The organism is Chryseobacterium formosum (assembly GCF_026460885.1).
Lineage (GTDB): Bacteria > Bacteroidota > Bacteroidia > Flavobacteriales > Weeksellaceae > Chryseobacterium > Chryseobacterium formosus.
Genome location: NZ_JAOVZW010000036.1, coordinates 1 through 26,296, shown reverse-complemented (window position 1 = coordinate 26,296; position 26,296 = coordinate 1). Strand labels below are relative to the sequence as shown.

The 26,296-nt window shown below is 32.5% G+C and carries 19 protein-coding genes; 11 read left to right on the top strand and 8 right to left on the bottom strand.

The window, feature by feature from the left end; genetic code table 11:
* The 7 genes from OF897_RS21325 to OF897_RS21295 all read left to right on the top strand — a co-directional run.
* The coding region (locus OF897_RS21325; RefSeq protein ID WP_267267688.1) for a T9SS type A sorting domain-containing protein at nucleotides 1–1,372 on the top strand (1,372 nt) is incomplete at its 5' end.
* 301 nt (nucleotides 1,373–1,673) lie between these two features.
* Nucleotides 1,674–2,264: a hypothetical protein gene (locus OF897_RS21320; protein WP_267267687.1), complete on the top strand. Its 591-nt coding sequence runs from the start codon at nucleotides 1,674–1,676 to the stop codon at nucleotides 2,262–2,264.
* A gap of 3 nt (nucleotides 2,265–2,267) precedes the next feature.
* Nucleotides 2,268–6,596, top strand: coding sequence for a hypothetical protein (locus OF897_RS21315; protein ID WP_267267686.1), 4,329 nt, complete (start codon nucleotides 2,268–2,270; stop codon nucleotides 6,594–6,596).
* Nucleotides 6,597–6,602: 6 nt separating this feature from the next.
* A complete protein-coding gene (locus tag OF897_RS21310) occupies nucleotides 6,603–8,129 on the top strand; it encodes a hypothetical protein (RefSeq protein ID WP_267267685.1) in 1,527 nt (508 codons plus the stop codon).
* An 11-nt stretch (nucleotides 8,130–8,140) separates the two neighbouring features.
* Nucleotides 8,141–8,833: a tail fiber protein gene (locus tag OF897_RS21305; protein WP_267267684.1), complete on the top strand. Its 693-nt coding sequence runs from the start codon at nucleotides 8,141–8,143 to the stop codon at nucleotides 8,831–8,833.
* Nucleotides 8,834–9,047: 214 nt separating this feature from the next.
* Nucleotides 9,048–11,708, top strand: a complete 2,661-nt coding sequence (locus OF897_RS21300) for a DUF6603 domain-containing protein (RefSeq protein WP_267267683.1) — start codon at nucleotides 9,048–9,050, stop codon at nucleotides 11,706–11,708.
* Nucleotide 11,709: 1 nt separating this feature from the next.
* Nucleotides 11,710–13,710 (top strand): hypothetical protein, encoded by a 2,001-nt coding sequence (locus OF897_RS21295; RefSeq protein ID WP_267267682.1) that lies wholly within the window; start codon nucleotides 11,710–11,712, stop codon nucleotides 13,708–13,710.
* A gap of 415 nt (nucleotides 13,711–14,125) precedes the next feature.
* Here the strand turns inward: OF897_RS21295 and OF897_RS21290 are convergent, their stop codons facing one another.
* The 7 genes from OF897_RS21290 to OF897_RS21260 form a co-directional block, all read right to left on the bottom strand.
* Nucleotides 14,126–14,692 (bottom strand): hypothetical protein, encoded by a 567-nt coding sequence (locus OF897_RS21290; protein ID WP_267267681.1) that lies wholly within the window; start codon nucleotides 14,690–14,692, stop codon nucleotides 14,126–14,128.
* 262 nt (nucleotides 14,693–14,954) lie between these two features.
* Nucleotides 14,955–15,287 carry a serine integrase family protein gene (locus OF897_RS21285; RefSeq protein WP_267267680.1) on the bottom strand — a complete coding sequence of 111 codons (333 nt, stop codon included), beginning with the start codon at nucleotides 15,285–15,287 and terminating at the stop codon, nucleotides 14,955–14,957.
* A 223-nt stretch (nucleotides 15,288–15,510) separates the two neighbouring features.
* Nucleotides 15,511–16,962: a T9SS C-terminal target domain-containing protein gene (locus tag OF897_RS21280; RefSeq protein WP_267267679.1), complete on the bottom strand. Its 1,452-nt coding sequence runs from the start codon at nucleotides 16,960–16,962 to the stop codon at nucleotides 15,511–15,513.
* An 11-nt stretch (nucleotides 16,963–16,973) separates the two neighbouring features.
* Nucleotides 16,974–18,287: a hypothetical protein gene (locus OF897_RS21275; RefSeq protein WP_267267678.1), complete on the bottom strand. Its 1,314-nt coding sequence runs from the start codon at nucleotides 18,285–18,287 to the stop codon at nucleotides 16,974–16,976.
* Between the two features lie 65 nt (nucleotides 18,288–18,352).
* The gene (locus OF897_RS21270) at nucleotides 18,353–18,685 is read right to left on the bottom strand and encodes a DUF4870 domain-containing protein (protein ID WP_267267677.1); all 333 of its coding nucleotides are present in this window, start codon (nucleotides 18,683–18,685) and stop codon (nucleotides 18,353–18,355) included.
* A 116-nt stretch (nucleotides 18,686–18,801) separates the two neighbouring features.
* Nucleotides 18,802–19,539 carry a LytR/AlgR family response regulator transcription factor gene (locus OF897_RS21265; RefSeq protein WP_267267676.1) on the bottom strand — a complete coding sequence of 246 codons (738 nt, stop codon included), beginning with the start codon at nucleotides 19,537–19,539 and terminating at the stop codon, nucleotides 18,802–18,804.
* Nucleotide 19,540: 1 nt separating this feature from the next.
* Nucleotides 19,541–21,457, bottom strand: coding sequence for a sensor histidine kinase (locus tag OF897_RS21260; protein WP_267267675.1), 1,917 nt, complete (start codon nucleotides 21,455–21,457; stop codon nucleotides 19,541–19,543).
* Nucleotides 21,458–21,743: 286 nt separating this feature from the next.
* Between OF897_RS21260 and OF897_RS21255 the strand changes: the two genes are divergently transcribed.
* From OF897_RS21255 to OF897_RS21240, 4 genes are all read left to right on the top strand, one after another.
* A complete protein-coding gene (locus OF897_RS21255) occupies nucleotides 21,744–22,211 on the top strand; it encodes a hypothetical protein (protein WP_267267674.1) in 468 nt (155 codons plus the stop codon).
* Nucleotides 22,212–22,215: 4 nt separating this feature from the next.
* A complete protein-coding gene (locus OF897_RS21250; RefSeq protein ID WP_267267673.1) occupies nucleotides 22,216–22,677 on the top strand; it encodes a hypothetical protein in 462 nt (153 codons plus the stop codon).
* Nucleotides 22,661–23,158, top strand: coding sequence for a hypothetical protein (locus tag OF897_RS21245; RefSeq protein WP_267267672.1), 498 nt, complete (start codon nucleotides 22,661–22,663; stop codon nucleotides 23,156–23,158). Before OF897_RS21250 ends, OF897_RS21245 begins: the two co-directional genes overlap by 17 nt.
* A gap of 342 nt (nucleotides 23,159–23,500) precedes the next feature.
* Entirely contained in the window at nucleotides 23,501–24,613 is a 1,113-nt protein-coding gene (locus tag OF897_RS21240; protein ID WP_267267671.1) for a pectate lyase family protein, read from the top strand.
* Between the two features lie 320 nt (nucleotides 24,614–24,933).
* Here the strand turns inward: OF897_RS21240 and OF897_RS21235 are convergent, their stop codons facing one another.
* On the bottom strand, nucleotides 24,934–25,233 hold the full coding sequence (locus OF897_RS21235; protein ID WP_267267689.1) for a GAF domain-containing protein: 300 nt from the start codon (nucleotides 25,231–25,233) through the stop codon (nucleotides 24,934–24,936).
* Nucleotides 25,234–26,296: the final 1,063 nt, after the last annotated feature.

Here is a 26,296-nt window from a genome sequence, read left to right as displayed (position 1 = left end):
TGCATGTAACGGAGGTTCTACAGGAGCCATTAACTTAACTCCAACAGGCGGAACAGCGCCTTATACTTTCAACTGGGGAGGCGGAATCACTACAGAAGACCGCACAGGATTATCTGCAGGAACTTACACGGTAACCATTACTGATGCCAACGGATGTACAGGAACAGTAAGTGCGACAGTAACTCAGCCAACAGCAATGAGTGCAACGACTTCTCAAACGAATATTTCATGTAACGGAGGAACAAATGGGACAGCAAGTATTGTTGTGACAGGAGGAACTGCTCCTTATACATACTCATGGTCTCCGAGCGGAGGAACTGCAGCAACAGCTTCAGGTTTAGCAGCGGGAACTTACACGGTTACGGTAACAGATGCCAATGCTTGTATCATCACAAGAACAGTAACAATCACTCAACCTACAGCAATTTCAGGAACAACAGTAGTTACTAATATTGCATGTAACGGAGGTTCAACCGGAGCTATTAATTTAACACCAACAGGTGGAGCAGCACCTTATACTTTCAACTGGGGAGGAGGAATCACTACAGAAGACCGTACAGGATTATCAGCAGGAACTTACACGGTAACCATTACTGATGCCAACGGATGTACAGGAACAGTAAGTGCGACAGTAACTCAACCTGCAACAGCAGTTTCGGGAACAACGGTGGTTACAAACATTGCATGTAACGGAGGTTCTACAGGAGCCATTAACTTAACTCCAACGGGAGGAACAGCTCCTTATACTTTCAACTGGGGAGGAGGAATCACTACAGAAGACCGTACAGGTTTAGCAATAGGAACTTACACGGTAACGATTACTGATGCCAACGGATGTACGGGAACAGTTAGTGCTACTGTAACTCAATCAAGTGCAATAGCGGCTCCTACTGGAGCAGCAGTACAAAGCTTTAATTTAGGAAATACTTTAAGCGCTTTAGTAGTTACCGGGCAGAATATCAAATGGTATGCTTCTGCTACGGATGCGGCAAACCACACGGGAAGCTTACCAATCACCACAGTGATTGTAAATAACACAACGTATTATGCAACCCAAACAGTGGGAGTTTGTGAGTCTACAGCTTCATTGGCGGTACTTGCTTACAATGCGAGTTTAAGTGTAGGTAACGCTATAAAACCAAACTCAGATATGCAAATTTATCCTAATCCGGTAATAGATATCCTTAACATAAGTGGAGAGGAGAAAATTATAAAATTAGCGATTTATGCAGCTGACGGTAGAAAAGTTACCGAGAAAACATTATCTAAAAATGAAAGAAGCATTAATGTTCATTCATTAGTTCAAGGGGTTTACTTGATTCAGGTATTCACTAAAGATGATGTTAAAACATTTAAGTTTATAAAAAAATAATATTTAAGTCAAAATCAATTTTATAATTAACTTATTAACCAGCAGCAATTATTGCTGCTGGTTAATTACTAAGGTTCAGGAAAAAACAAGTATTTATACTGAGAAAAATAATATTTTCTTCTTATAAATTTGAATACGGAGAGTAAATGAATTGTAACGATAAACAAGTAATTCTGTATAATATAGTTTTATACCACTGTTTAAAACTGTAAAAAAAAGTTATTATGGAGACCAGAAACCATCTCAAACGGGGCGTTTACCGAAAAGCCATATGAGTAGGAAATTTTTTAAAAAAATATATATGGCCGAATTTCAATTAGGAGTGTCTCTAAAATTTTTAAATAGAGATCTTGCTTTGGTTATTCAAAGCAATAAGCTGAATGTAAACAGCAAAGATATTACTGTTAAAGAATATCTGCTTATTCCGACTAAGCTTCCATCATCAGATGATTATATGACATTCTCTGAACTAAAAAAAGATTTTGATAAAATATTTGGTGTAGGTTCTAAGGATTCTAAGGAAGCTACAGCTAAAATAGATGAGCAGTTGAAGGAAAATGCTAGCGGTGATAATTTTGATATTGATAATATCAAATTTCGCTTAAACACTGCTTTTTTGTATAAAAAAAATTTCAGCGTGAAAGTAGAGGGGAAAGACAAAGAATGTAATAGTGCAGGCGAAGTAATCGCAGATACTGACAATTATGCAAAATGGGAATATGCATTCTCAATTACAATTGATAGCACGGAATTTTTCTCAGAATTTAATACAATGTCTATTAACTCGATAAGCTTCTCTATTTGGAATACAAACCGTAAGGAAGTCAAGAAAATGATGACTTTGGGATCAACCGAAGATATATTTAAGCAGTTAGAAGAACCCAGCAAATAAAATATGCCAAGTATACTTCCTCTCCAAATAAATGCTTTGTATCTTGAGTCGCCTGAACAGGTAATTGGTCAGGATATTCGTTTTGAAAATGTTCCTTGGATGAATACACAAACAGATGTATTCGAAAATCCTAATGTACCTTTAGAAACTAATTCTATTATCCCAAGACCTTTTTCTTATGATAATGCCATTTATTTGGATAAGGGAGTACATATTCACTTTGTTTTGCCATCCTACTTCAAAAAATTTGATAATAGTGGTACACTGCCCAAAGCTCCTAATCGTTGGTATATAAAAAGAGAAAAAGATGGTAAGGAATGGATTGTTGAAAGTGATTATATATGGGATATTAATGATCCCATTTTAAATAAGTCCGGTACTTGTACTTATGTAGAAGAAATGGGAGGTAATTTTCACTTTAAATATATAGGGAGAAAATATAAGCTGCAAGAATGGATTAATAAAGATCATTCCAAAGAGAATTATTTAAAGGATCTCAGTGCTTTCGGATGGGGGAGCTTTTCATTTGATATACATTATCCTAACTGTAGAAGTGTATTTGGCTTTTATGATGAAGAAGGAACTAAAAACGATGCTTATACGATCATAGCCTGGGTAGAAGCCTCTGCTAATGAATATATCGTAGCGGGTAAATTTCAGCTAAAACCAAATATAAAAAATGAAAATCATAATTCGTTTGATATAACGATTGCCAATACTTTACCGGAGACACTCTCTGCATTGATTATTAACACGAACAATCCTTCCATATCTAAACAGGAATTACAAAAGCAGGAAGAGCAAATTGCATCAATGATCAATTTTGATGAATTGAAAGGTTTAAATTTAGACTGGATTTCCAGATTAAGGAGTAAACAGCACGAGCAACAGTTTAATAAAACATCCGGTACGACGAAATTTTTACTGAATATTGTTAGCATTGACAATGATGATGCAATTCAGGAATATGACTTTGATATTAATCTACTAGATTTTGAGTTTAGCAAAAGTATTTCAGGTCAATACGAAAACATACGGAAAAAATTAACCGTTCTTAACGAGTCTGCTTCATCAGATGAGATCGTTATTCCTGTTTGGGAAGAAATAAATTTAACAGAGCTCAACAATATTTCCTTTAATAATTCTTTGGACGATGAACTGGAATCTTTAAATAAGGTACTGAACAATTCTGAATTGGATACTTTCCGATTACATACCAAAATTGAAAGCCTATATCTGCATTGGTCTACTTATTTAAATGCGTTATTCATAAACAAGAATAAGAACATCAACAAATTTAAGAATGATTTAGCACTATTGATTTCTCAGATTAATATAGTAAAAACCAAACTTAAGAATGCAGAGGCTAATGTCGCTAATCTACAACGATTGTTTTCCGAAAAAATATCTAATTATTATAGTCAATATCGTGACTATGCAATTATTAAATTTTTGTTCAAAGCACAGCATTCGGGAGATGATATTTCTCGGAATGATCTTAATATTCTGCTAAATCTAAGATACAAAACGAAGATAGTCTTATCTAAAAAAAGCCGGACAGATTATTATAATGCACTACCTCCCACTGTCATTATTTCATCCCCAAAAAATAATAACATATTTAATCTGTTTACCAATCCAGCAACGCCAGAAGAAGTAAATCTTATTGATCTATTTGATTGTAAGCAAAGAGATAGCTATAAAAAAGTGTCAGATAAAATCTCCGGTTTTAATGATATTAATGTTAATTGTTGGCATACGTATAAAGTAGAATGGGAAAGTTTATTCTTACCTAAAAAAGAGGGGCATTATTTATCTGAAGACAACATTTTTAATGACAGTTTCTTAAAAGATTCTTATACTTTGGATGAGCTTAATGCAGATTTAATCAAACAATATGCATTAAATGATATCGCCTATATGCCAAATCCAAATACCTATTACGGGAATTCTTTTGTAAGCAATACAATACAGGAATATGTAAAAGAAAAGGTAGAAAAAACTCTCAATCATATCGACAAAGCAGAAAATCCTCAATTAGTAGAGCAAATACAAGGTTTTTTGGAAACACTTGATGGTACAACATTGTTTGAATTAACACTTTCAGATTTCAATAATCTTATGCTGCAAAGAAGTAATGGTTTGTCTGTTTTACCATTAATTCCTAATGGTTTTGAAGATCATAAAGAATTGGCAAAAAGTATAGAGGCTTTATGTAAAGAATATTTCAGCGACCTAAATCTTTTAACGCCTAACAGATTATCTATTTTTAATCCGTTCAGAAACGGAGCTTTTAAAATTAACAGACTTAGAATTGTTGATTCTTTTGGAAGAAACAAAATAATAGAACCCCAAAAAATTATCACAACTCATGTACAAAAGATTGACAATAAAGATAACTGGGTAACATTACCACCACGATATCTGCAGGCTGCTGCTATAAGTACACGATTTATCAGCACAATAACTGATAAAAAAAAATCACCTGTTCTTGGGTGGATGGTTCCTGTTTATCTTAATCAACGGATAGAGTTTTTTGATGCGTTTGGAAAACATCTAGGAGCGGTAGATACAGAAGGTCAGTGGGAGCCTTCGCCTTTTGATTTACATATTGCGCAAGAGAATACAGAGTATAAGTCTGTTGTAAAAAATCCTCATTTTAAGAGGATTATCCATTGGATTATTGAAAAGATTTGTAAAACAAATAAAAAAGACCAGTTTATAAAGGAATTACAAAAAGCGATGGAGCATACATCACCAGAAGATTATGACAATCCCTCTTTACTGGAAACAATATCTTCTGTACCAATAGCCATTACTTTGGTAAATATCAATTTATTTACTAAAGGTGAGTCGCTCTACGATATCAATTATTCTGAGAATATTAGTATCAATACTTACGATAATCAAAGAAAATACGACAAGGTTAAGATCCCGATGTCTATTGGCGATCTCAATCAATACAATGATGGGGTATTGGGATATTGGCATTACAATCTGAAGGATGACGAAAAATTAGGTGTAAAATCTTTAGAAAGTAAAATTTATTTCAATAATGATGTCATTAAGAAAATAAACAACCAGTCTTATTCCCTGAAAGACTTTCTGAAAGAAAACCCCATTGATGGGAAAGAAAAATGGAACGATATTGAAAGCAGGACTATGATAAGCGCTGCTATAAACTACAAAGTTCAGGATAAAGAAAATTTTTTGGCGCTGAATGATACTTTAAATTCATCTCAGAGATATGTTTTAATGCACCCTAAAGGTAATCTGCATATTAAAACAGGAATTTTACCTGAAAAATCTATAAAATTAGTTTATAATAAAATCAAAAACTCTTTAAAAAGAATTGAACTTACCTTATTAACGACTCCTGTTTTAACCCCTAAAGAAAACCTTCAACTGTCGTTAGCTAAAGACAACCGTTATGAATGGTCATGGGTTGAGTTAGAAAAGAAAAATAAAAAACAACCTTTATCTCCTACAAACCTGCCCGTCAAAAAACGGCTGACTCAAAATTTAGCGTTAGATTTTGATCAAAATTTTGAGACGGAAAGCGATCTGCAGTTTTTACTGTCTGGTCTAAAAAATGATGGTCTTTTGGTGAACGAGCTGAATGCATTTTTTCCTGATCAAAAGATTTATTTTATCAACAAGGAAGAATTTGATAAAAAAAATTACAGATACCAATCACAGCTTGTATTTATTAACGATCCGGTTACCCATCTTATATTTAAAAACGAAGATATTAGATTTAAAAAAGTCGCATTTGATTTTAATCAGTTTAAAACAAAAAAATATTTAGAGCTTAAAGAATTTCTTATCAGAAATAATTATGCTATTATACCTGAAACAAATATTCTAATCGACAACGCTTATTTTATTAATTTTAACAAAATAGCAGGACTACAATCAAAAAACGAATCTGATATAAATGACTTCGAGAGAGAGTTAATTTATTTACTGTCATTGAAAAGCTCGAATAAGATTATCTATCTTAAAGCGATAGTTAAAAAAATATATGTTTTCAATTCAGAAAATTCTTCTGAAATAATCAAAAATAATTTTAAGCAAAACCTTCTAGGCAGAAAAATAATAAATAAGGATCCTTTTTATCCGGATGAGCAAATTTATTTTGTGGATATTGGCGAATTAGAAAAGCTTAAAATAAAAGATTATTTAGATGAAGATGAGAAGCTTTTATTAAAGATGGTTGACAATAAATCCAAAGCAATTCTTAAGATCAATGATTTTAATATCAATTCCGGCACTATTCCTAATCTGGTCTTAAAAGAAGGTTGGCTATCTATAAAATCTACCAAATTTTAAAACATTATGGCAAAACTATTATATTACTTTCCTTTAGATAATTTAGTAAATAAAGAGATCACTAACAACTATAAAACTCAGGTTCAAACGAGTGTAGAAAATAATACTATAGAAGTTGATTTTGATCAGCATAAAGGATCTTTTCTAAATTTCAGAGATAAAAGTACTTTAGAATTAACATTTAAGAAAACGATAAGTAGAGCGGGAACTTTAATTAATTTCTTTTTTAATTACGATAAAAAAAATAATAATGACAGCATCAGTCTTATTGCGATTGGGAATGAAATACTAAGTGTCATAAAATCGAACAACAGAAATGCTATTGCTTTTAAAAATAGTTTTAAAGTAAATGATGCAGATTTTAAAATCAAGGAAAATACATGGTTTAATTGTTCTGTCTATTTTGATGAGTTTGACAATCTGGATATTTTTATGACGGATAAAAATTTTTTATTAAACAATAAAGTTCTTATATCGGTCAATAATTCTGTAGATCATCAAAATATCATGATCGGGAATAATAATGAAGGTGATAAACTCAGAATTGCAGATCTATCTATTTATAGTGATGTGACTAAAGATGAAGCAGAAAATATAATCAATAAATCGATTGAAAAACATCTGACGCTTTTATCAAAATCTACGCTGATTGATACAGTAAACTTTAACCTTAACAACAGTACTGAATATGAAAAAATAGTGATCGAAAATGAACAACAGCCTTTATTTTTCGAGTTTTTTCATAAAGATATGACGCTTGATAAATATGAGAATTGTGTGGCAAAGCTTAAGGTAAAAAAAGGTTTTTTCGAATATTATAAAAACATAGAAGAGTCCGATGATCTATTGATTCCGCTTAATCTTATTAATCAACAAAATAATAATTCAAATTTAAAGGGAATAGTAGAAGGGGTATCTATCGTTAACCGCTTAGAACAGGAAAGGATTTTAGTTCAGCTGGAAATTTACAATATTTCACTCACTAAAGATGAATTTTCTACAACGTTTACCAAATCTCAGCCCCTTATCATTGATAAAGTATTTGAAGTAATTGATTTAAGAGGCGGTAATGTGTGTCCGTTTGAGGTATTTATTTGGGGAAATGATACCCTGTATAACGGAGCCGGAAACAGTACCCAAACCGTAACTCTATTAATAAATAATACATCTGATGAAGATTTGAAATTATCAGATAAGAGTGGTTTCAGAATAACAGGTAATTTTCTTACGATTCTCCAAAGTGATATACAGCAAACCAATAATCTCCAACTGAAGCAATATATTTCCTCTACAGATATTCCAACCAAAACAAAATCATCAGAAAATGATTTTTTGTATTTTCAGAAAGAATATGTATTAAAAAAAGGCGAATCTGTTTTTTTAGAAATATCAGGATTAAAAGCGAAGCAACCAACCTCTGTAAATCCATCAGGATCTTATCCTTTTTATCTGGAGTACAAGAATATTTCAGGGTATAGAAATGGAAAAGCCAAATTCTACATAAAAACAGGTAAGATTTTTTATTCACTATAAGTTTTAAAATTATGTCAGAAATCCTAAACGTAAATGAATTTGAAGCTAATCAGGTGAAAATTGATAAGCTAACTTCAGAGAGTGCTGCAATCGGTACATTAACATCAGATATTATAAAACTTAGAAATCAAATAGAGTTATTGAATGAAGAATTTAGAATTTTGAAAGGCTCTAAAGAATTACTGAAGATTAATGCTGATAGAACAGATATTAATAACAGTTTATATACTAATAATGAATTGGTTTCTTTACCCATTGGCGCTGTTATAAGCTTTGCCGGAAAAAAAATTCCGGATGGATGGTTGTTATGCAACGGGCAGGCTATTCCAGAAAAATATACCCAAGCGCATACTATTATTGGGACTAGTACACCTAATTTAATTAAGAAGTATGTAATGGGTAGCGAAAAAAATGACTTTACCGAATTTGGTACAGATACTATTACAATTAAAAATGTAAATATTCATGAAGATCAATTACAAGTCTATTATAACTTATATAAGTGGAAAGCAGGCAGGGGAGGTTCTGATGAAAGTATTACTTATTTAACTTCATCAGTTTCGGGAAATACAGGCTCTTCTTATTATGAGGATTTTAAAGGGATGATACGCGATTCATATACAAGAATAGGGCATGCTAAACCGACCCCGATTGACATTCTGCCTCCAAGTATAAAAATGGTTTATATAATCAAAGTTAAATAAGGATTCAGATACTTCCATAATGATAAAGGACATCTTCAATTTTTATCCTTGGTTAAGCAATTGATTGATTGTCATTTTCAATAACTTATCTGAAGTTTTTTTTATCTCCTTAAAATTTTAATGAGTATTAATACATCAACTAATGCAAAATACCCAGATACAGATCGAGCTCGACGTCACTATAAAAAAAATTGACCTCAAAATTATAGGTACTATGATCACATTAGATGATGATATTTCTGTAACATCGCTTATTGGTAATCTGCCTGATGTTTCAAAGAATATCTCTAAACTTCTGGAAGATGAAGATCATATACAAGAAACTATTACTCCGTTTATACCTAGTGAAGTAGGCTTTGGCATCTATAAAATCTCAAATGAGAAAGATAACCTGTCAGCATTACAGCTTCAAGCCAAATATTCAAAACTAAAGCTAAAAGGTTTTTTTTCTAATGAATTCAAACTGTTTTCGGTGGCAATTGCCGAAGGAATTAGTTTGTCAAAAATGCCTTTGGTAGGAGAGTATCTCAAAGATTATTCTATTTCTACAATAGAATTGGTATATGTTTCTCAAAAAGAAAAAATATTCACTAATGAACGGCTGAAATTAATTGATGGCGCTAAGAAAAATTTTGTCGACAGTACAATCTGGTTAAACAAAGAAAAGCTTTCTCTTTCAAAAGGCTTCAACGCAGGTATGATTTTGAAAAATGGAAATGACCAGCAAAAGATTACCTTTCCCGGCTTTGATTTAAATGGGATAAAAGTTCCGGGATTGCCTGTTTATTCGGATTCAACCAAAAAAAATAATAAAAGTACTTCAGATATAATTCAAAAAGAAGAAGCCAAACAACAATCTTTAGTAAAAATTAACGAGGTAAAGCCATCCATTGAAAACCATCATATAAATATTGCGATATCAGCAGATTTTAATGTTGGACCTTTCGGATTACAGCTTGTTGGTCTTGGAATTCAGGTACCTTTTAGTGTTTTCCAAAACTTCAGTATTGAAAAATTATGGAAAGAAGTTCAGTTTCACTTAAATGGCTTAGCAATTATTTATGATACTCCAACGCTTTCAATTGCAGGTGCATTTTTGAGAGAAAGAAATAACGGCACAGATGAATACAACGGTTTATTAACGTTCAGGTTTGCTAAAATTGAGGTCATAGCCATTGGATCTTACATTAAAACACCAAGCTATTCTTCACTATTCGCATTCGGCTATTTAGGTATTCCATTACCCATAGATCCTTCTTTTTATATCCATGGATTTGCTTTAGGATTTGGGTTAAACAGAGATTTTGTGATGCCGAATATCACCGAAATTCCGGATTTCCCTCTCATCAAAATTGTTGATCAGGGAGGATTAAAACCAGAAGATAACATTCAGAAAATCTTCCATGATTTAAATCGTTATCTACCTACCAGTGAAAATAGCTATGTGATGATAGCAGGAATAAAGTTTGATTCCTATAAGATGATTTTTACTACAGGGATATTAGCTCTTGCTTTTGGAAATAAAACATCTTTAAATCTTTTAGGCTTATCAAAGATGAAGCTGGAAGGGGTTTATAATTTTGAATTTGCATTTTCCATGCGTGCAGATTTGGAGGAAGGAACTTTTTTGGCTCATGGACAATTGACGAATAATTCCTATGTATTGCTGCCTCAGTTAAAATTAACAGGCGGTTTTGCATTGGGAATGTGGTTGAAAGGAGAGATGGCGGGTGATTTTGTATTTACTTTGGGCGGTTATCATCCTAATTTTAAAGCTCCTGTCTATTATCCGAATAATATACCCCGTTTAGGGTATAGTTTTAATTTAGGTTCAGTCCAGTTTTATGGTAAAGCTTATTTTGCTTTAACGCCGAGCTGTATAATGGCAGGTATGGCGGGTGGATTAAAACTTGTGCTGGATGGAAGGGTATTGCACGCTGAAATTGGAGTTCTCTTCAGTGCAGATTTCATTATTTCATGGAAGCCATTTTATTACCAGGCGGAGGTTTATGTGCAAATTTATGCAAAAGTTATATTAGATGTATGGCTATTTAGCATCAATCAATCTTTTAACTTAACGGCTAAATTACAATTGGAAGGACCCAATTTTAGGGGGATAGCAACTTTTAAGGTGGTTGGTTACGAATTAGAAGTAAAATTTGGTGATCATGATAAACATATCAATAAATCGTTAAGTAAAGAAGAATTCGTATCTGCTTTTTTACCGGATCCAGCGAAAATACTTACCTATAATATTTCATCAGGAATAATAAAAAAAGTAAAAGACACACATGGAGTTGAATGTGTAGTGGTTAATCCAAAAACGTTTGCTTTAGAAATATATTCAGAAATCCCAATAACTGAGATAAATGGAGAACAGTTAATTACGGAAAATAAAAATACTCAAAATATTTATCCTGTATATACTGAATCCATCCAATTAAATAGTAAACTTATTTTATCAGTGAAAGGTAACGGAAATCATTTTTCCTGTTTTAAAGCTTCTCCCATTCTAAAATCTGTTCCTACATCGATATGGAATAACACCAATGCAATTTCGGACAATGATGAGACATTATCGAACTCCAAATTATTAAAAGATGTAAGTAAAGGACTTCGTCTAGAGTTTTCTAAAATAGAATCTGAGATTAATTCGACAGCAGTGTCCTTATATGACATTTGTCTTAAAAACTATCAGGATAGCTTTATGTGTAACAAAATAGCACACAAAGAAGGTCAGGTTAAACTGAATAATAGCATCATGAAGATATTCGAAATTCTAGATGAAGATGAAATAGACTATCACGATTTAGAAAACTCAGTTGATGTTTACAAATACAAAAAAAAATCTTTAGGAAAATATCAAATAGTTTAAAATGGTAAATGAAGAAATAGGAATCGCTGCGTCACATATACCCACAGTTGCGTCAGGAAAATATGAAATTAAGGCCAATCTGCAAAACAATCTCAGTAATATTCAGGAGCAGGAGATTGTCTTTTATGTTGCCGGATACCAGTACACCATTCCTCAAAATGAAGTATTGGCAATGTATCCTCCCACTGAGCATACAGGTGATTTTGCCGGGACTTTTCCTCATATACAATTTAGAAGAAGTACTTTGCCTTGGGAATTTAACTGTGAATCAAATGGAAAAAAAATACCCTATATTTTCTTAGTTATACTCAAAGAAGATGAGTTGGCTTCAGGAGATTTTGAAATAATGGAAACCAGTACAAATGACTTAATGGACTCATTAGAAGATCCTGAAGAGCCAAAACCATTAAAAATTCTTAAGGCATTAAAAGGTAATGAAGAGCTTTTTCCTTCTATAGATTTTGTATCTCAATTGGCCCATGTTAGAGTTCAGGAACATGTAGAATTGAAAGATTTGAATCTTCCCAAAGAAACAAGTATTTTAATTGCTCATCGTATGGTAGAACCTACAACAAAGTATAAGGCTTTTGTCTGCTACTATTCTACTGAGGTCATCACTAAAGAAAAAGACAAGTATCAATTAAATAATTCTAACAAAAAAAATGAATATCAAAAAACAAGCTCGTGTGTAATTTTATCGGAATGGTCTTTTGAAAGTATTAATACTCAGTTGTATCAGATTGATACCAATAAACTGAAAAACCATCCGGAGTTTCAAACCTTTCAAAAAGATTTGATTGACTCTGAAGTTTTAACTTTAGAAGAATTAAAAAGAAAAGCAAATGCTGAACTCAATAACTTAATCTCTATCAATGAAACTTATTTAGAAGAATGTAGATTGAGGTGGGCCAAATTACCAGAGCCAAAATCTATTGATGATTTTGAACGTACAGAAGTAAATAGCTTTAAAAAAGTAAATAACTACATTCTTGAATATTTAAAATACAATGGTAAAAACCTAAAAGGCTATTTAAGTGAGCTAAAACTTCAGCCTTTTAAGGCGGAAATCAACATCCAAAATAAAGCGATCATCAACTTAGTTGATGCTGCTAAAGTCCCACTGGAACATCAATTAAAAGGAGGAGGTAAAATAGTTTCATGGTATCAGGGACCTTTTACGAATTGGAACTACTCATTTAACTTGGGAGATTTCTTAAAAGACAAAGAATGGGTAGATATTCCTGACCATCCGGATTACTTAAACCTCTTCAATGATGATACGAAGATGTATGATATGACCTATGCCGCTGCATGGCAGTTAGGCAGATTAATAATCATGAATGACAATAAAATGCTTCAGGAATTGAAAAAATGGAAGAATGACTTGCAATTGCATAACTTGATACAAGAACAAAACCAATATAGCCATCTGCCTAGTTTGAAAACGCAGGCTCCTCAGGTTTCAGATTTATTATTAAACTTTGTTACAGCGTTGATTCAGTTCCGAAATTTTCCCTTGTATTATTTACTTCCCCATGCAGATTTAAGTACTGAAGAAAGTATAAAGTACTTTAGAATTGATAATTCTTGGATGTTAGCTTTCTTATATGGGATTTTTAGTGCCGGACCCAAGCTAAGTATCATTGATTTTGAAGAATACATCTTAAATAATAAAGACCTTTCGGGTATATTTGATTATACTAAACCTCTTTACGGAATTTTGCTCCAGTCACAAATCATTAAAAACTGGCCGCATATTGTGGTAGAATTAGATAATAGGATAGATTTTCATTATGTAACAAGCATCAGCAATACACTTCGTTTATACATAACCGATCAGAAATTTTCTGGTATAAAACTATATCTCAAAAATGAAAATGCTAATTTTGGAAAAGAATATAGTGATGAAGCTGAAAAATTTATTACACTGTCATCTGATAATATAAAATTAGCCAATATTCACTTACATAAACAGCCTAAATTAAGATTGAAATTGAATTAAACATTTCAAACATCTGAATGTAATAAGATTAAAAAATATAATAGGCTGATAAATCAAGATTATTAATATTTAGTCAATACACTGGTTTTTTTAAGAGTTATAAAACACTTAATTTTGTTGTCAGCTTAAGCAGCATTCATAATACATTCAATAAATAGAAAGTGATCTGAGTGTTATTCGAACTATGCTCTAAAAATTTTACATGTTCCTTATATTTTTAAAATTTACTAACATGGTGTATTTGCTTAACCTGAAATTGTACTATGAAAGAATTTGTAAATTAGATACACTATAGTTCTTCAACTTAAACAGCCAACAGATTGAATTGATATAAAGCAAAGCAGATACAATGGAACTTCGCAAAGATGAATATTTTCAGAAGTCGGTAAAATTCCCCAATATTTTGGATTTCTGATTAAAGGAGTACCCGATTCAGTATAACAAGCTTAATGGTTTCATAATTATTAATGGTACTAATTTTACTACCGTGCCAAGCGCCGTTTCTTTTAGCTATTCCGTACATCAAAACTCTAAATTCTTGAGGTTTTTTCAAAGCACTTCCGCTTGTGTCAGGTGAGATATTTCCATCATCACCCATTTTGAATCCAATCTGAAAGCCCCAATCAAATGACTTTTCCAATTTATCATCATTATAGGCATGTCGGTACAATGTTTTTTGAATAAGTATCTTACCATATGTTGGAGCTTTGTATGTGTAAGTAATATTGTTGGCATCAGGTGTTCCCTTACCTAAATTCTGCCACCATTGACCTGTTTGTGCCACTATATAATTCCAAAAATATTGATTTAACTTATCTGCTGTTAACAGCTTATTCCCGGCTTGTATAGCCTGATTAATATACTGGTTGTTACTAAATTGCTCAATCACTATATCATCTTGCAGAATCTTTGGAAAGCCTTGCGTAGAGTATCCAACTATGTTTAATCCGTTTTGAGACCAATTGACATTTGCATCAAACATTAATCTACTATTGTTATTGTAAATTGTTGTAATTCCATATTGTGTAGCAGGATATTGGAAATTACTTGAATAGTCGTACGAGAATTGACTAGAAATTACCCCTAATCTTATTTCTTGACAATTCTCCTTACTCCAAATCCCAATAAATCCCTTTTTTTGATGTTTTACTTTTACTCCTAAATTATAAACTAAAAAGTAGTTATAATTATATGCTTTTGTTTTAACTCGATACTTGCTTTCATATTTATCAATACAAATATCACTATCTCCAAATATACCATCGAATAATCCGTTTTTTGGAGAGCAGTTTTGAAGCCCATTTGATTAAATCTGCCTGTGGTTGTTTCGGTTTCATTATTTTCCGGCCTTCTTGCGTAGACAGATTAATGTATCCCATTGGAGCTCTTCTAGGCCATCTTCCCATTTTTCTAGCTCTACGCATTCCATCAGAAGCATTTCTTCCCCTTCTATTGTTTTCAGCCTCAGGTATTGAAAGATATGCAGTAAGCATCACTATACTTTTAGGGATATCAAAATCGATTGGTTGGTCAATGGCAAATGGTTTTGTATTTAGGCATCTCAGAATTCCCTGCATTTAATAAGCATATATAATATTTCGGCTAAAGCGATACAATTTTATGAAAAGTATATTTTCTACAGGCCTTTTTCTATTGCTTTTTAATGTTTTAATAAGTTTTTTCCATTCCGGTCGATTAAAGTCCTTTGCTGAAAAGTCTTTTCTGAAGATTCCTCTAACAAAATTTGGTTCTGTTCACAATATTTCAATAATCTGTCTTCCTGCTCAGGAAGAGGAAAGATCAATATCTTAGCATTCCAACTTGGCCGTCTTTATTTACTTTAATGGCCCAAAAATCAAAATTTCCTTTTGAATTAATTCCAGATTGTGTTCCGGAATTATAAGAGTTTTGTGCAGAAAAACCTCCCAAAATAAAGCTGTCAGGATTTTCTGTGATGCTGTATAGGAAATCATCTGATGCTCCACCAAATCTTTTCTGCCATTGAACAATTCCGTTGTTATCCGTTTTGATTACCCAAAAATCATTACCTCCAAAACCAAATGATCCACTCTGATCACCGGTATTTGCTGAATTGTCATCTGAAAATCCTCCAACTATAAATCCTGTGTCAGCAGTTTGTTTTATCGAGTAGCAGTAGTCTATTCCGGAACCGCCATATCTTTTCTGCCATTGTATTGCTCCTGTTGTTGTAATTTTAATAATCCAGAAATCTACTATTCCCGATCCTGAAGTAGGATTTATATTTTGTTGATCACCTGTCAAAATTAATCCGGCTGAAGAATGTCCTGCAATAATATACCCACCGTCGTTTGTTTGTTGGATGTCATACATATTATCATCTTCGTTTGATCCATAATTTCTTTGCCATGAAATATTTCCTGTTGAATCGGTCTTAATGATCCAATAATCGATCATTCCATGAGATGCTAACCCCATCTGAATCCCGTTGGACGCAACTAATGAGTTACCACCTAAAATATATCCTCCATCATTAGTCTGTTTAATAGAGTAGAGGTAATCATCACCTGATCCACCATATCTTTTTTGCCATTGAATGGTACCTGATGAGCTAATTTTCAACACCCAATAATCATAACCTCCATATCCTACGCTCCCTGACTGATCTCCGGTAGCGGCAGATGCAGCTACTGAATAACCTCCTAAAAAATAGCCTCCGTCTGTTGTCTGGATTATGCTTGCAGAACCATTAATCAGGTCATCATCAGAACCACCAAATCTTTTTTGCCACTGAATGACTCCGGCAGAGTCAATTTTTACCACCCAATAATCAATACCTCCTTTGCCGGCAATATTGTTTTGATCCCCTGTATTAGCAGATTCTGAAGCAGAACGACCAATAAGGATATACCCGGAATCACTTGTTGGGAGAGCTTTGTAAAGATAGTCATCGCCTGCACCACCAAATCTTTTCTGCCACTGAATATTTCCCATCATGTCGGTCTTTACCAGCCAATAATCTATATTCCCTTTCGTATTACTTATTAATTGATCACCATTATTTGCTGATGCTGATGAAGAATAACCTCCGTATATGTAACCTCCGTCTGGAGTTGCATCTAAAGAAAATAAGTAGTCATTGTCAGATCCTCCATAACGTGCTGTGATAGGCTTAAAATTAAGATGAGGCGTACCTGTGATTTGCGCTCTAATACTTGTATTTATTACACCGAAAATTAGCAAAAATGCGATGTGTATTAATATTTTATTCATAGCATATTTAATTAGAAGCCGGAGATCATATGAACATATAGTGTAGTTCCCATAACCATAAAGCTGTAGAGTGTTTCCTTTCCACTAATCGTAGAAGTATTATGTACGTACTTAACAGTGTAACCTGAAGCTGTAAAAGAAGCTGTCCCGCTTATAGTTCCTCGTACGCTGAGTGTATATGTACCACCATCTTTAATATTAGAGAGTATAAACGATGACGGGTTAGCATTTGTGTAAGCTAAATTACTTTTTGAAAAATCAATGGTACTAGAGTTTCCCGCATTATAGGCTGATTTATTAGTTGCAGATCCGTCTATTTCCAGCCTTGATGCTGGAGTTGAAGTTCCTATTCCCACGTTTACAGCAAGTGTACCTTGGCCACCTAAAATCATGGTGTTGCTTATACTTGCTTTAGCACTGTAACCTATAGCTGTAGCATTGGTAATATTATTTACTGTTGCATCAGATAGTGTTCCTATGAATGTATTATTACTACCTGTAGTTATGGTCTGTCCCGAACCATTTCCAATAAAAATATTATTATTTCCTGTAGAATTATTGTTTCCTGCACTATATCCTAAAAAAGAGTTGTTTCCACCGGATGTATTATTATTTCCTGCCCATGTACCGATGAAAGCATTGCTGTCTCCAGTAATATTTTTGCTGCCAGCATTGTAGCCGAAAAACGTATTTGAATTTCCGCTTGTATTTGCATTTCCGGCATAAGCTCCGACCATAACATTGGAGCTACCCTGTAAGTTTTGTGAACCTGCATTATTTCCAACAAAAATATTGTAGGTGCCCGTTGAGGTAAACACCCCGGCATTCATTCCATAGGTAAGATTATCCTGAATGCTTGAGCCTATGTATGCGGCTAGTATATTATTTGTTTTTACAACAAAAGAGTGGGCATCTGTAGTACCGATAAATTTTGTTCCCAATGAGTTGATGGCAGTCGCATCAATATTATTATTTCCTACAGTTGACCAAGCCGATATATTTTGCCATGTACCAACGCCATTGGCATCTGAAGTCAATACTTTACCTGATGCCTGAGTTCCATCAAGAATTTTTATAGCACCGTTAATATTGTTTGAATTAATTTCAAGTTTAACGGTTGGCGAATTTGTTCCAAGTCCTAGGCGACCTGTGTTTGTGACAAGAAAATCATCATATTGCTGAGCGGTTGTTGGAGCGCCCGTCAGTGCGTTATCTTTAGCTCCATCAATGTGAAAGATTCCCTGTGGATTTTGGGTATTGATACCTACCTGTGAGTATAGGATAACAGGAAATACTGCTATTGCTATGGTATATAGTTTTTTCATAATAGTTGCTGTGAAAGCAATTAAACTTTTCAATCATTCAGTTAATAAATATAAAACCAGTTAAACTATCGGTCTAGGAAACCGAATTTGTTCTCAAATGCTTTTCCTATGATGGGTAGTGCTTTTTTCTGCTCATTGGCAGCGTTGATAATGCCGATTATCCAAATAATAAACAATACAATACCTACCAGATTAATAAAGTAAAGAGAGGGAATCATCGCAACGATAATTGATAAGGCAATATTGAGTATGAAGGATACAAGGAAAAAACCCAGCCCTTGCCTTAAATGATAGGTTACCAGGTCATTTTTTGGAAGGTGGTCTTTTGATTTGATGAAAGATACAATCCATCCTATAATTGTAATGTAGGATAAAATGGACAAAGTTTTGTTACTCATAATTTTATAATTTTTAATTAGTAAGCAAAACTATTATAAAGATAGCCCGATTGAATCTGTCAGTTTTTTTTCGGCATAATCCAGTTTGTATTTGTATTAATTTAATTTTTAATCTGTTATGAATGATTCTTCATCAGGCTAAAAAAGAATTCCCTGTTAGATCTCGATATAGGGACGTTGCTTTTATCTTGTAGTAATACAGTGCCTTCCTTGGAATAACTGATGATGTAATTGATATTAATAAGATGTGATTGATGTATGCGAATAAAAAAATTGGGATCTAGTAAATCTTCGTAGTACTTAAGAGATTTTGATACAATTATTTTTTTTCCATCAATTAAAAAAAATGTGGTGTACGATCCTGATGTTTCACAACGGATTATTTGTTCAAACTTAACCACGTGCATAGCTTCCTGTGTGGGTAAAACAATTCGCTCCGGAAGCTTTTTTACATCTGTAGAATTAAGTATCCATTGATGCCTTTTTTTTTCTTTATCTATTTCTTCAATTCTCTCAATTGCAGTTTTAAGATCTTCATAATCAATAGGTTTTAGAAGATAATCGATCGCACTAAATTTTATTGCTTTAATTGCAAACTCTTCATAAGCTGTGGTAAAAATTAAATGAAAATCTTTGTGATTGATTTTACTCAAAACTTCAAAACCGGTTGTATCTTTCAGCATTACATCCATGAAAACGACATTTGGCTTTGAACGATTTATTAACTCGATCGCGTCCATAAGATCTTCTGCAAAACCAATAATTTCCATTTTTTCGTCGACAGTAATTTTTATCATCATCTGTAACGCTTCACGCAGATGGTATTCATCTTCTACTATAACTGCTTTGTACATCTTAGTTAAAAGGTATTTTGATTATAACGGTGCAGCCAATATTTGGATTTTCTTCTGTACCATAAATTATGCTTAAAGAATTACTGTAATTATCTCCAAAAAGTAATTTAAGCCTTTCGTCCGTTATTTTGGTTGCGAGCGAAATATGATGAGGGTCTTTTTGATTAAAACCATCAGTTTTTTCACCAATTCCATTGTCTGATATGGTACAGATTAAGACATCTTCTTTACTGTTTTTTGAAAAAAAGATTGTTAGTTTTCCTTTACGGGCTTTATCCAATGCTTTTAGACCGTGCTCAATTGCATTTTCAACAAAAGGCTGAATCATGAAAGGAGGTATTTGCTCATCAGAATGTATGTCACTATCAAGTAGAATTTCATAATCAAAACTTTTATTTAGTCTTAGCTGCTGTAAATCGATATAGTTCTTTAGAATAGCAATTTCATCATGAAGTTCAACGTATTCCTTTCGCGATTGTTCTAATATTTTCCTTGTAAGTTTAGCAAATTTGTTGAGGTAAAAAACGGCCGTTTCCCTATCTTCTCTTAATATAAAACTTTGGATGTTTCCTAGTATATTAAAAATAAAATGAGGGTCCATTTGGGCTTGTAAAAGTTTGCGTTCAATTGAAATTTTTTCCAAAAGATTCTCCAGAGTTTCTTTTTCCTTTAGTTGTAATTGGAGGTTTGTGACAGATTGTGCCTGTCGTAAATGATCAGCTTCTTTTTTGAAGTATCTATTTCTATAATAATAAATAAACAATAATGAAATACAGCATAATAAAAGTACAAAGGAAGCTCCATAGCTTAAATATCTATTTTGCTCCTGTAGCCTGTTTTCATATTCTAAACTTAAGATTTTCTGTGTCTTTTTTTCAGTTTCAAATTTAACATCGGCGTTTTGTAATAATCTTTGAGATTTTTCATCAAACTCAAGTGCTTTGTATTTATCATATTGAATGTCATATTGATAGTATTCTTTATAGTCATTTCTCTTTACGGCTAGATTTTTCAATGATTCATAAAAAGCTGCAAGAATGTAATGATCTTTAAACGCGATAGATTCTTGATAAGCAATTCCGTCTTTAAAGAGCTGTTCAGCTTTATCTTGTTCCCCCTTTTTTAGATAGTATTGACCTTTTAATCCAAAAACACTTCTATAAACAGTTTTTAATCCGTATTTTTCACCAATGTAACTTGCCTTATCCAATTCTTGTAAAAAAATATCGTCTCTATAGAATTTTGGACTTTTCATATATAATGAGGCCAGATTGATATGGGAAATAGCAATATTACTTTTAATTTCAATCTTATCCTTATTTTGATCTGCAAAATCTGATGTTGTTTTCATAAAAGACAATACTTTAGTTTGTAATGCAGTATCTTCTTTATTTTTTGTGTACAAATCTATAAGATAACCTCCAACAGCTAGCCGAGCGTGGAGTATATCGTCAACATTTCCAGTTTTTTCTGCATAAGACAATGCTTGATAAGAATATTTTTTCTGTTTAGCAATGGATCCTGATGAAAAAAGATAGGATATATCAGAAGAAATTCGTGCACATTGAGAGTATTTTTTGAGCTTATCAAAATCTTTTAATGACTGAAGAAAAAACATAATTGCAGCTGAACTGTCATCAACATAAGAATGTAAATAACCCATAGTAAAGTTAGCATAAGCCCGAGCAAGTTCATCATTTGTTTTTTTAGATGTATCGTATGCTAATTGACTGTACTTATTGAATTTTGATAAATTTCCGAACCTTTTATTATATAGTGCAAGATATGAGTAGCATATCGTCTGGTCTGTTATAGTACCGGAACTATTTGCTTTCAATAGTGCTGCCTGTAAGATTTTTCTGCCGTTAGCTGTATCTGTGAATCTTTTCGAATATCCTTTTAGTGCAATTTGCTCCATTCTTTGAGACTGTGCTTCAAATTGATGGATGAAAAAAATACTAGTTATGATTATTATAATTATATTTTTTTTCAATAAGTACTGAGGATGTTGCATTAAAATGTAATTATGCCGGCAAATTTAGTTAAATATTTTCTAGTTTGGCATTTCGAATTTTATCGATTTAAACTAAAATTTAAAATAAATAGCACCAAATAAAAATCGTTTTTAACTAAATACCAATTCAGTAAGTGCAGAAATCTTAAAAAATTATAATCTTGCTCATAAATTACAAAGTCAAATTTATATGAAGCGCGTAAACTTTATTGGTAAAACTATTTTTAGTTTAGTTATACTGATTTCAAATTTATTATTTGCTCAAAGTCTAGCTATTTCACAAAAGAAGATTGAATTTTCTGTCGTGAATGGTAAAAATTCTGAAACATTTTTGCCAAGGTCTTATTCTATGTCTTTCAATAAGCCTGTTTCACTGGATAATGAAGTGGATAAAATTTATGATCATAGAAGATATCTTATTGCGTTAGATTTTGAAAGAATTCCAAGCTCCTTATTGAAAATCATTACAAATTACGACAAAGAATTTACAGGAATTATTGTCATAACTGATTCTAATAATAATTCAGTGCAACGAAAAGTTACATGTGTTGGAGCTACATTAGATAGTTTGAGTGATCAGCAATCGCCTGATTATAGCAGTTCATACATCTACATATCCTGTAGAGAATTAACTATTGATAATGTTCTATTAAAATAGACTGATGATGGAATACCGTTATTTTAAGAAAGAAGGGAATATATATATCATGAAACGGCAATACGGTTTTGCTACTGTAATCGTTATTGGGCTTTCGCTGTTAGCATTTTCTGGAATTGTGTCTGATAATTTAACATTATTTTACATCTGTGGAATTTTGGCATTGTTGTGCGCAATCTCTGTTTTTACTGAAAAACTAGAAATTGATCTTGATCATCGAACGATAATTATTAAAAGAGGTTTGATAAAGTCTGGTGATCATATAAAGATTGAAGATATTCAAAACTTTGAATTGACAAGGTTGATTTATATTTTCATTCCGGTTAATACTTCACTCAATATGATATATTTCGACGGAAGCCAACAGAAAGTTGGAATGGTAGCTCAGGGTTTTAGCAGCAAATCAATGCAAATTGTTCTTAATGAAATTGAAGAAATTTTAGAATCAAGTGGACATCGAAGATAAATATCATATTGTTCACGCTCAAAACAGCATTAGCTTTATGCCCAATCTTCCGTCAAAAAAATTGTCGGTTATTGTTTTTTGGATATCGGTAATCATGATGGCTTCATTGTTTTTTTTGTTGGAAAATCTATCTTTTGGTGCTATGGTAACACTTATTATTTTAGTAGGATATGTGATTATTCATAGTCTTTATGATATATTTTTTCGTTCTCAAATAAAAATTACAGTTGATGAAGAAAAAAAGGCAATATATCGGTCGAATTTTTTTAAGGAGACAGAGATTATTCAGAATAAAAGCACTGTTGTATTTATCAAGAAGAATATGGGAGCTTGGCATTATGCAATAGGACCAAAGAAGAAATATCTGTATCAAAACTACAGGATCAGTGAAGATTTTTACAACAGAAAGAAAGATAACAAATCCCAAAAGGAATACGAACAAAAAATTCTTAAGCGAATTATTGAGCTATTAAATAGTTAAAATGTTTTAAGTTAACTTATGAAAGCTAAAGAAATACTACACAAGCAGACTTTGGCAGATCTTGTTGACAAACAATTTGATATTGCCTCGGAAAACTGGTTGAAAGTTTACTGCCTACCAGATATGATAGGAGCATTATAATCTTTATTATGGTGTCTTTTTAAAAAAGTAAACTAAAATAAAACCAATTGATTAAATTTTACATTAATATGTAATTCGTAAAATGAAATCGTTTACATTGCTATTATGTTTCGCATTATTGTTTTATGATTAATTATTGATCAAATTATTGCTGATTTATATAAATTTTATAAATTTGACTGAATCAAAAAAATATTAACTATGAAACTCAAATTCAAAACCACATTCTCTGTGGTTGCAATGAGTGCTATATTGGCATTCGCTTCATGTACAAATGCAGAGCTTGAACCGCTTCAGACCGCAAGTCCAGATGGCGCATCTCAAAATTCACATCTTGCCAAAACGGTCGTTCCTTTAGCCAATTGTATAACTCCGGGATGGGCTTCTCAAAATGGTGGTACTACTGGCGGCGGAACGGCTGCTGAAGTAACGGTAACGGATTTTGTTCAGCTTAAATCTGCTGTTGAAAATTCAAGTGTTAAAGTAGTAAAGGTCATTGGAACCATTACGGTAACTGCACGATTATCTCTTCAGGATCAAACAGGGAAAACAATTTATGGAGCAAGTGGAGCAAAGCTGGTTTCCACCAATCAGACCAAGGATGGTTCAGGGATTATCAATATTAAGAGATGTAATAATATCATTGTGAGAAACCTTATTTTTGAAGGTCCCGGAGCTTATGACACTGATGGTTGGGATAATGCAATTCTTGATGACAGCAGAAATGTATGGATCGATCATTGTGAATTCAGAGATGGCGTTGATGGTAATTTTGATATTAAAAATAAATCAGATTTTGTTACGGTATCGTATACCAAATTTCACTACCTAAAAGCTCCTAAAGTAGGAGGTTCGGGAGGTACAGATGATCATAGATTCTCTAATCTCATTGGTTCAAGTGATGGCGCTACTGCTGATGCAGGCAAATTAAATGTAACATTCGTACGTTGCTGGTGGGCACAAGGCTGCAGAGAGCGGATGCCGAGGGTTCGTTTTGGGAAAATTCATATTCTTAACAGTTATTTCAACAGTACGGTAAGTAATAAATGTATTGCAGCTGGTGTTCAGGCTAATATTTTAGTGGAAAGAAATGTCTTTGAAAATGTGAAGCAGCCTATAGATTTAATGAGTGGATATACGGCAGTTACCGAAACCGGAAGCACTTTTACTAACGTCACCGGAAATAAAGTTGGAAATGGTACTGCATTTACTCCACCATATACGATCGGAAAACTTGTAGTGGGTTCTGTAAAGTCTGATGTGATGGCAAATGCAGGAGCTACCTTAAGTGGAAATATATGTGAAACTTTTTAAGATAAAACTCTGTATTATATAAAGCTTGACCTAATGGTCAGGCTTTTTTTCTTGTACTGATTCTTCAAAATAACCGAAGAAATTCGAGGTTTTTCCTTCTTCTTAATATTATGAATTCATTTTAAATATTTGACATTATAATGACAGTCTACTTTAATGTACAAAATATAACTTTTAATATTAGATATAAGCAGCCTACATTGAGTTTAGACACGTACAATTTTAAATTTTCGATTCTGAACATTCAACTATATAGTTACCTTAAGTTCTTCAATGGTCGCTTCCATTTTCGTATCAAATTCGGCTAGATCATGATTAGCTCAAGCGAGATCGATACTTGCAGTATCAAGGTAGTCGTTCGTTGTTCTCAGTCTATCGATTTTATCAAGCGAAGATCGCATAAGTTCTATCTGATTCATCGTCGTCTTAGCGAGTTCTTCAAGAGTTTCCCAGTCAGAATCGGTTATGCGGTTGATTTTATAAATGATACACAATGTTCCGATCAAAAATTCATCGTGAGTTATCATTGGTACATTTGCATAGAAGCGTAATCCCATATCTCTGATGACATTTGGATTTGCTATAAGACATGGTTCCTTCTTGACATCTTCGAAGACGATAACCTCTATCCAGAATAAACTAATAATCTATATATCCCATCTTGAGATGTAAATTAAACACGAGATTTCAAAAATTTACGATTTCTATTTTCAAAATTAGCATATAGTTTGTATGATTAATTTTATTGATTTCTAGTTAATGTATAAAAAAAGAAAATTTAGAATTTATAATACTTGAGATATTTTGTTTTGGGAATTTTCATTAGACAGATAAATATTAAATCATTTGTATGTATGAAAGATTCTTAATTACCAAAAAATAGATGAAGATTATGATCACAAAGATTGTGTGAAATGATGAGAAGGAGTGATCAAACAGTCTCTGAATATATGAATAAAAAATATACAGCTATTTAATACGTGCAAACGGATCTAACGAATGTGCAAAGGAGATTGTACAGTTTGCTTTTATAGATGCATGGAAGCTATTGCTCAGAAAGATAAATATATTCTATTATTTCACAAATAGTTATTCTTAGATAGAAATTTTTAATATGTAAGCTAGACCGTTATTTTGGTTTCAGTCTGATATTCCCAACTGAATCTAAATTCTGCAATCTAATATGGTAAAAGTTTAAACCAAAAATATATGAAATATAATATTCTAGCTAGTACCTTCATTTTGATAATGTATATTTCATGTAAGTCTCGAGAAACAGAAGCTTTTAAACAATCTGTGCTCGAAAAAGAACGAATTGCTTTCATAATTCTTCTAGATAAGAATAGTTCTGAAACAAAAAGGAGGAATGTCGTTCCAAATTCTCATAAGATAGAAGCTCTAAGATCTCTTCATAATAGATTATTTTAGAAATACATATTTCGGAGTACATTATCAAGTAAATATTTATTTGCTAGATATTTATATATTTGCATAGAATTAAATTACTCAACAATTTATTTATAGTCATTAAATGAAATTATTCTTGTTTTTACACTATTAAAGAAACTGTGGCAGAATCGTGGCAGGTAGTATTTGTAAAAATAAGAAACATAGATAGAGTAGGGATTTTAGAAGATAGGTTCGAATCCCTCTTTCTCCGCTGGTTGAGAAACTAAAATAAGC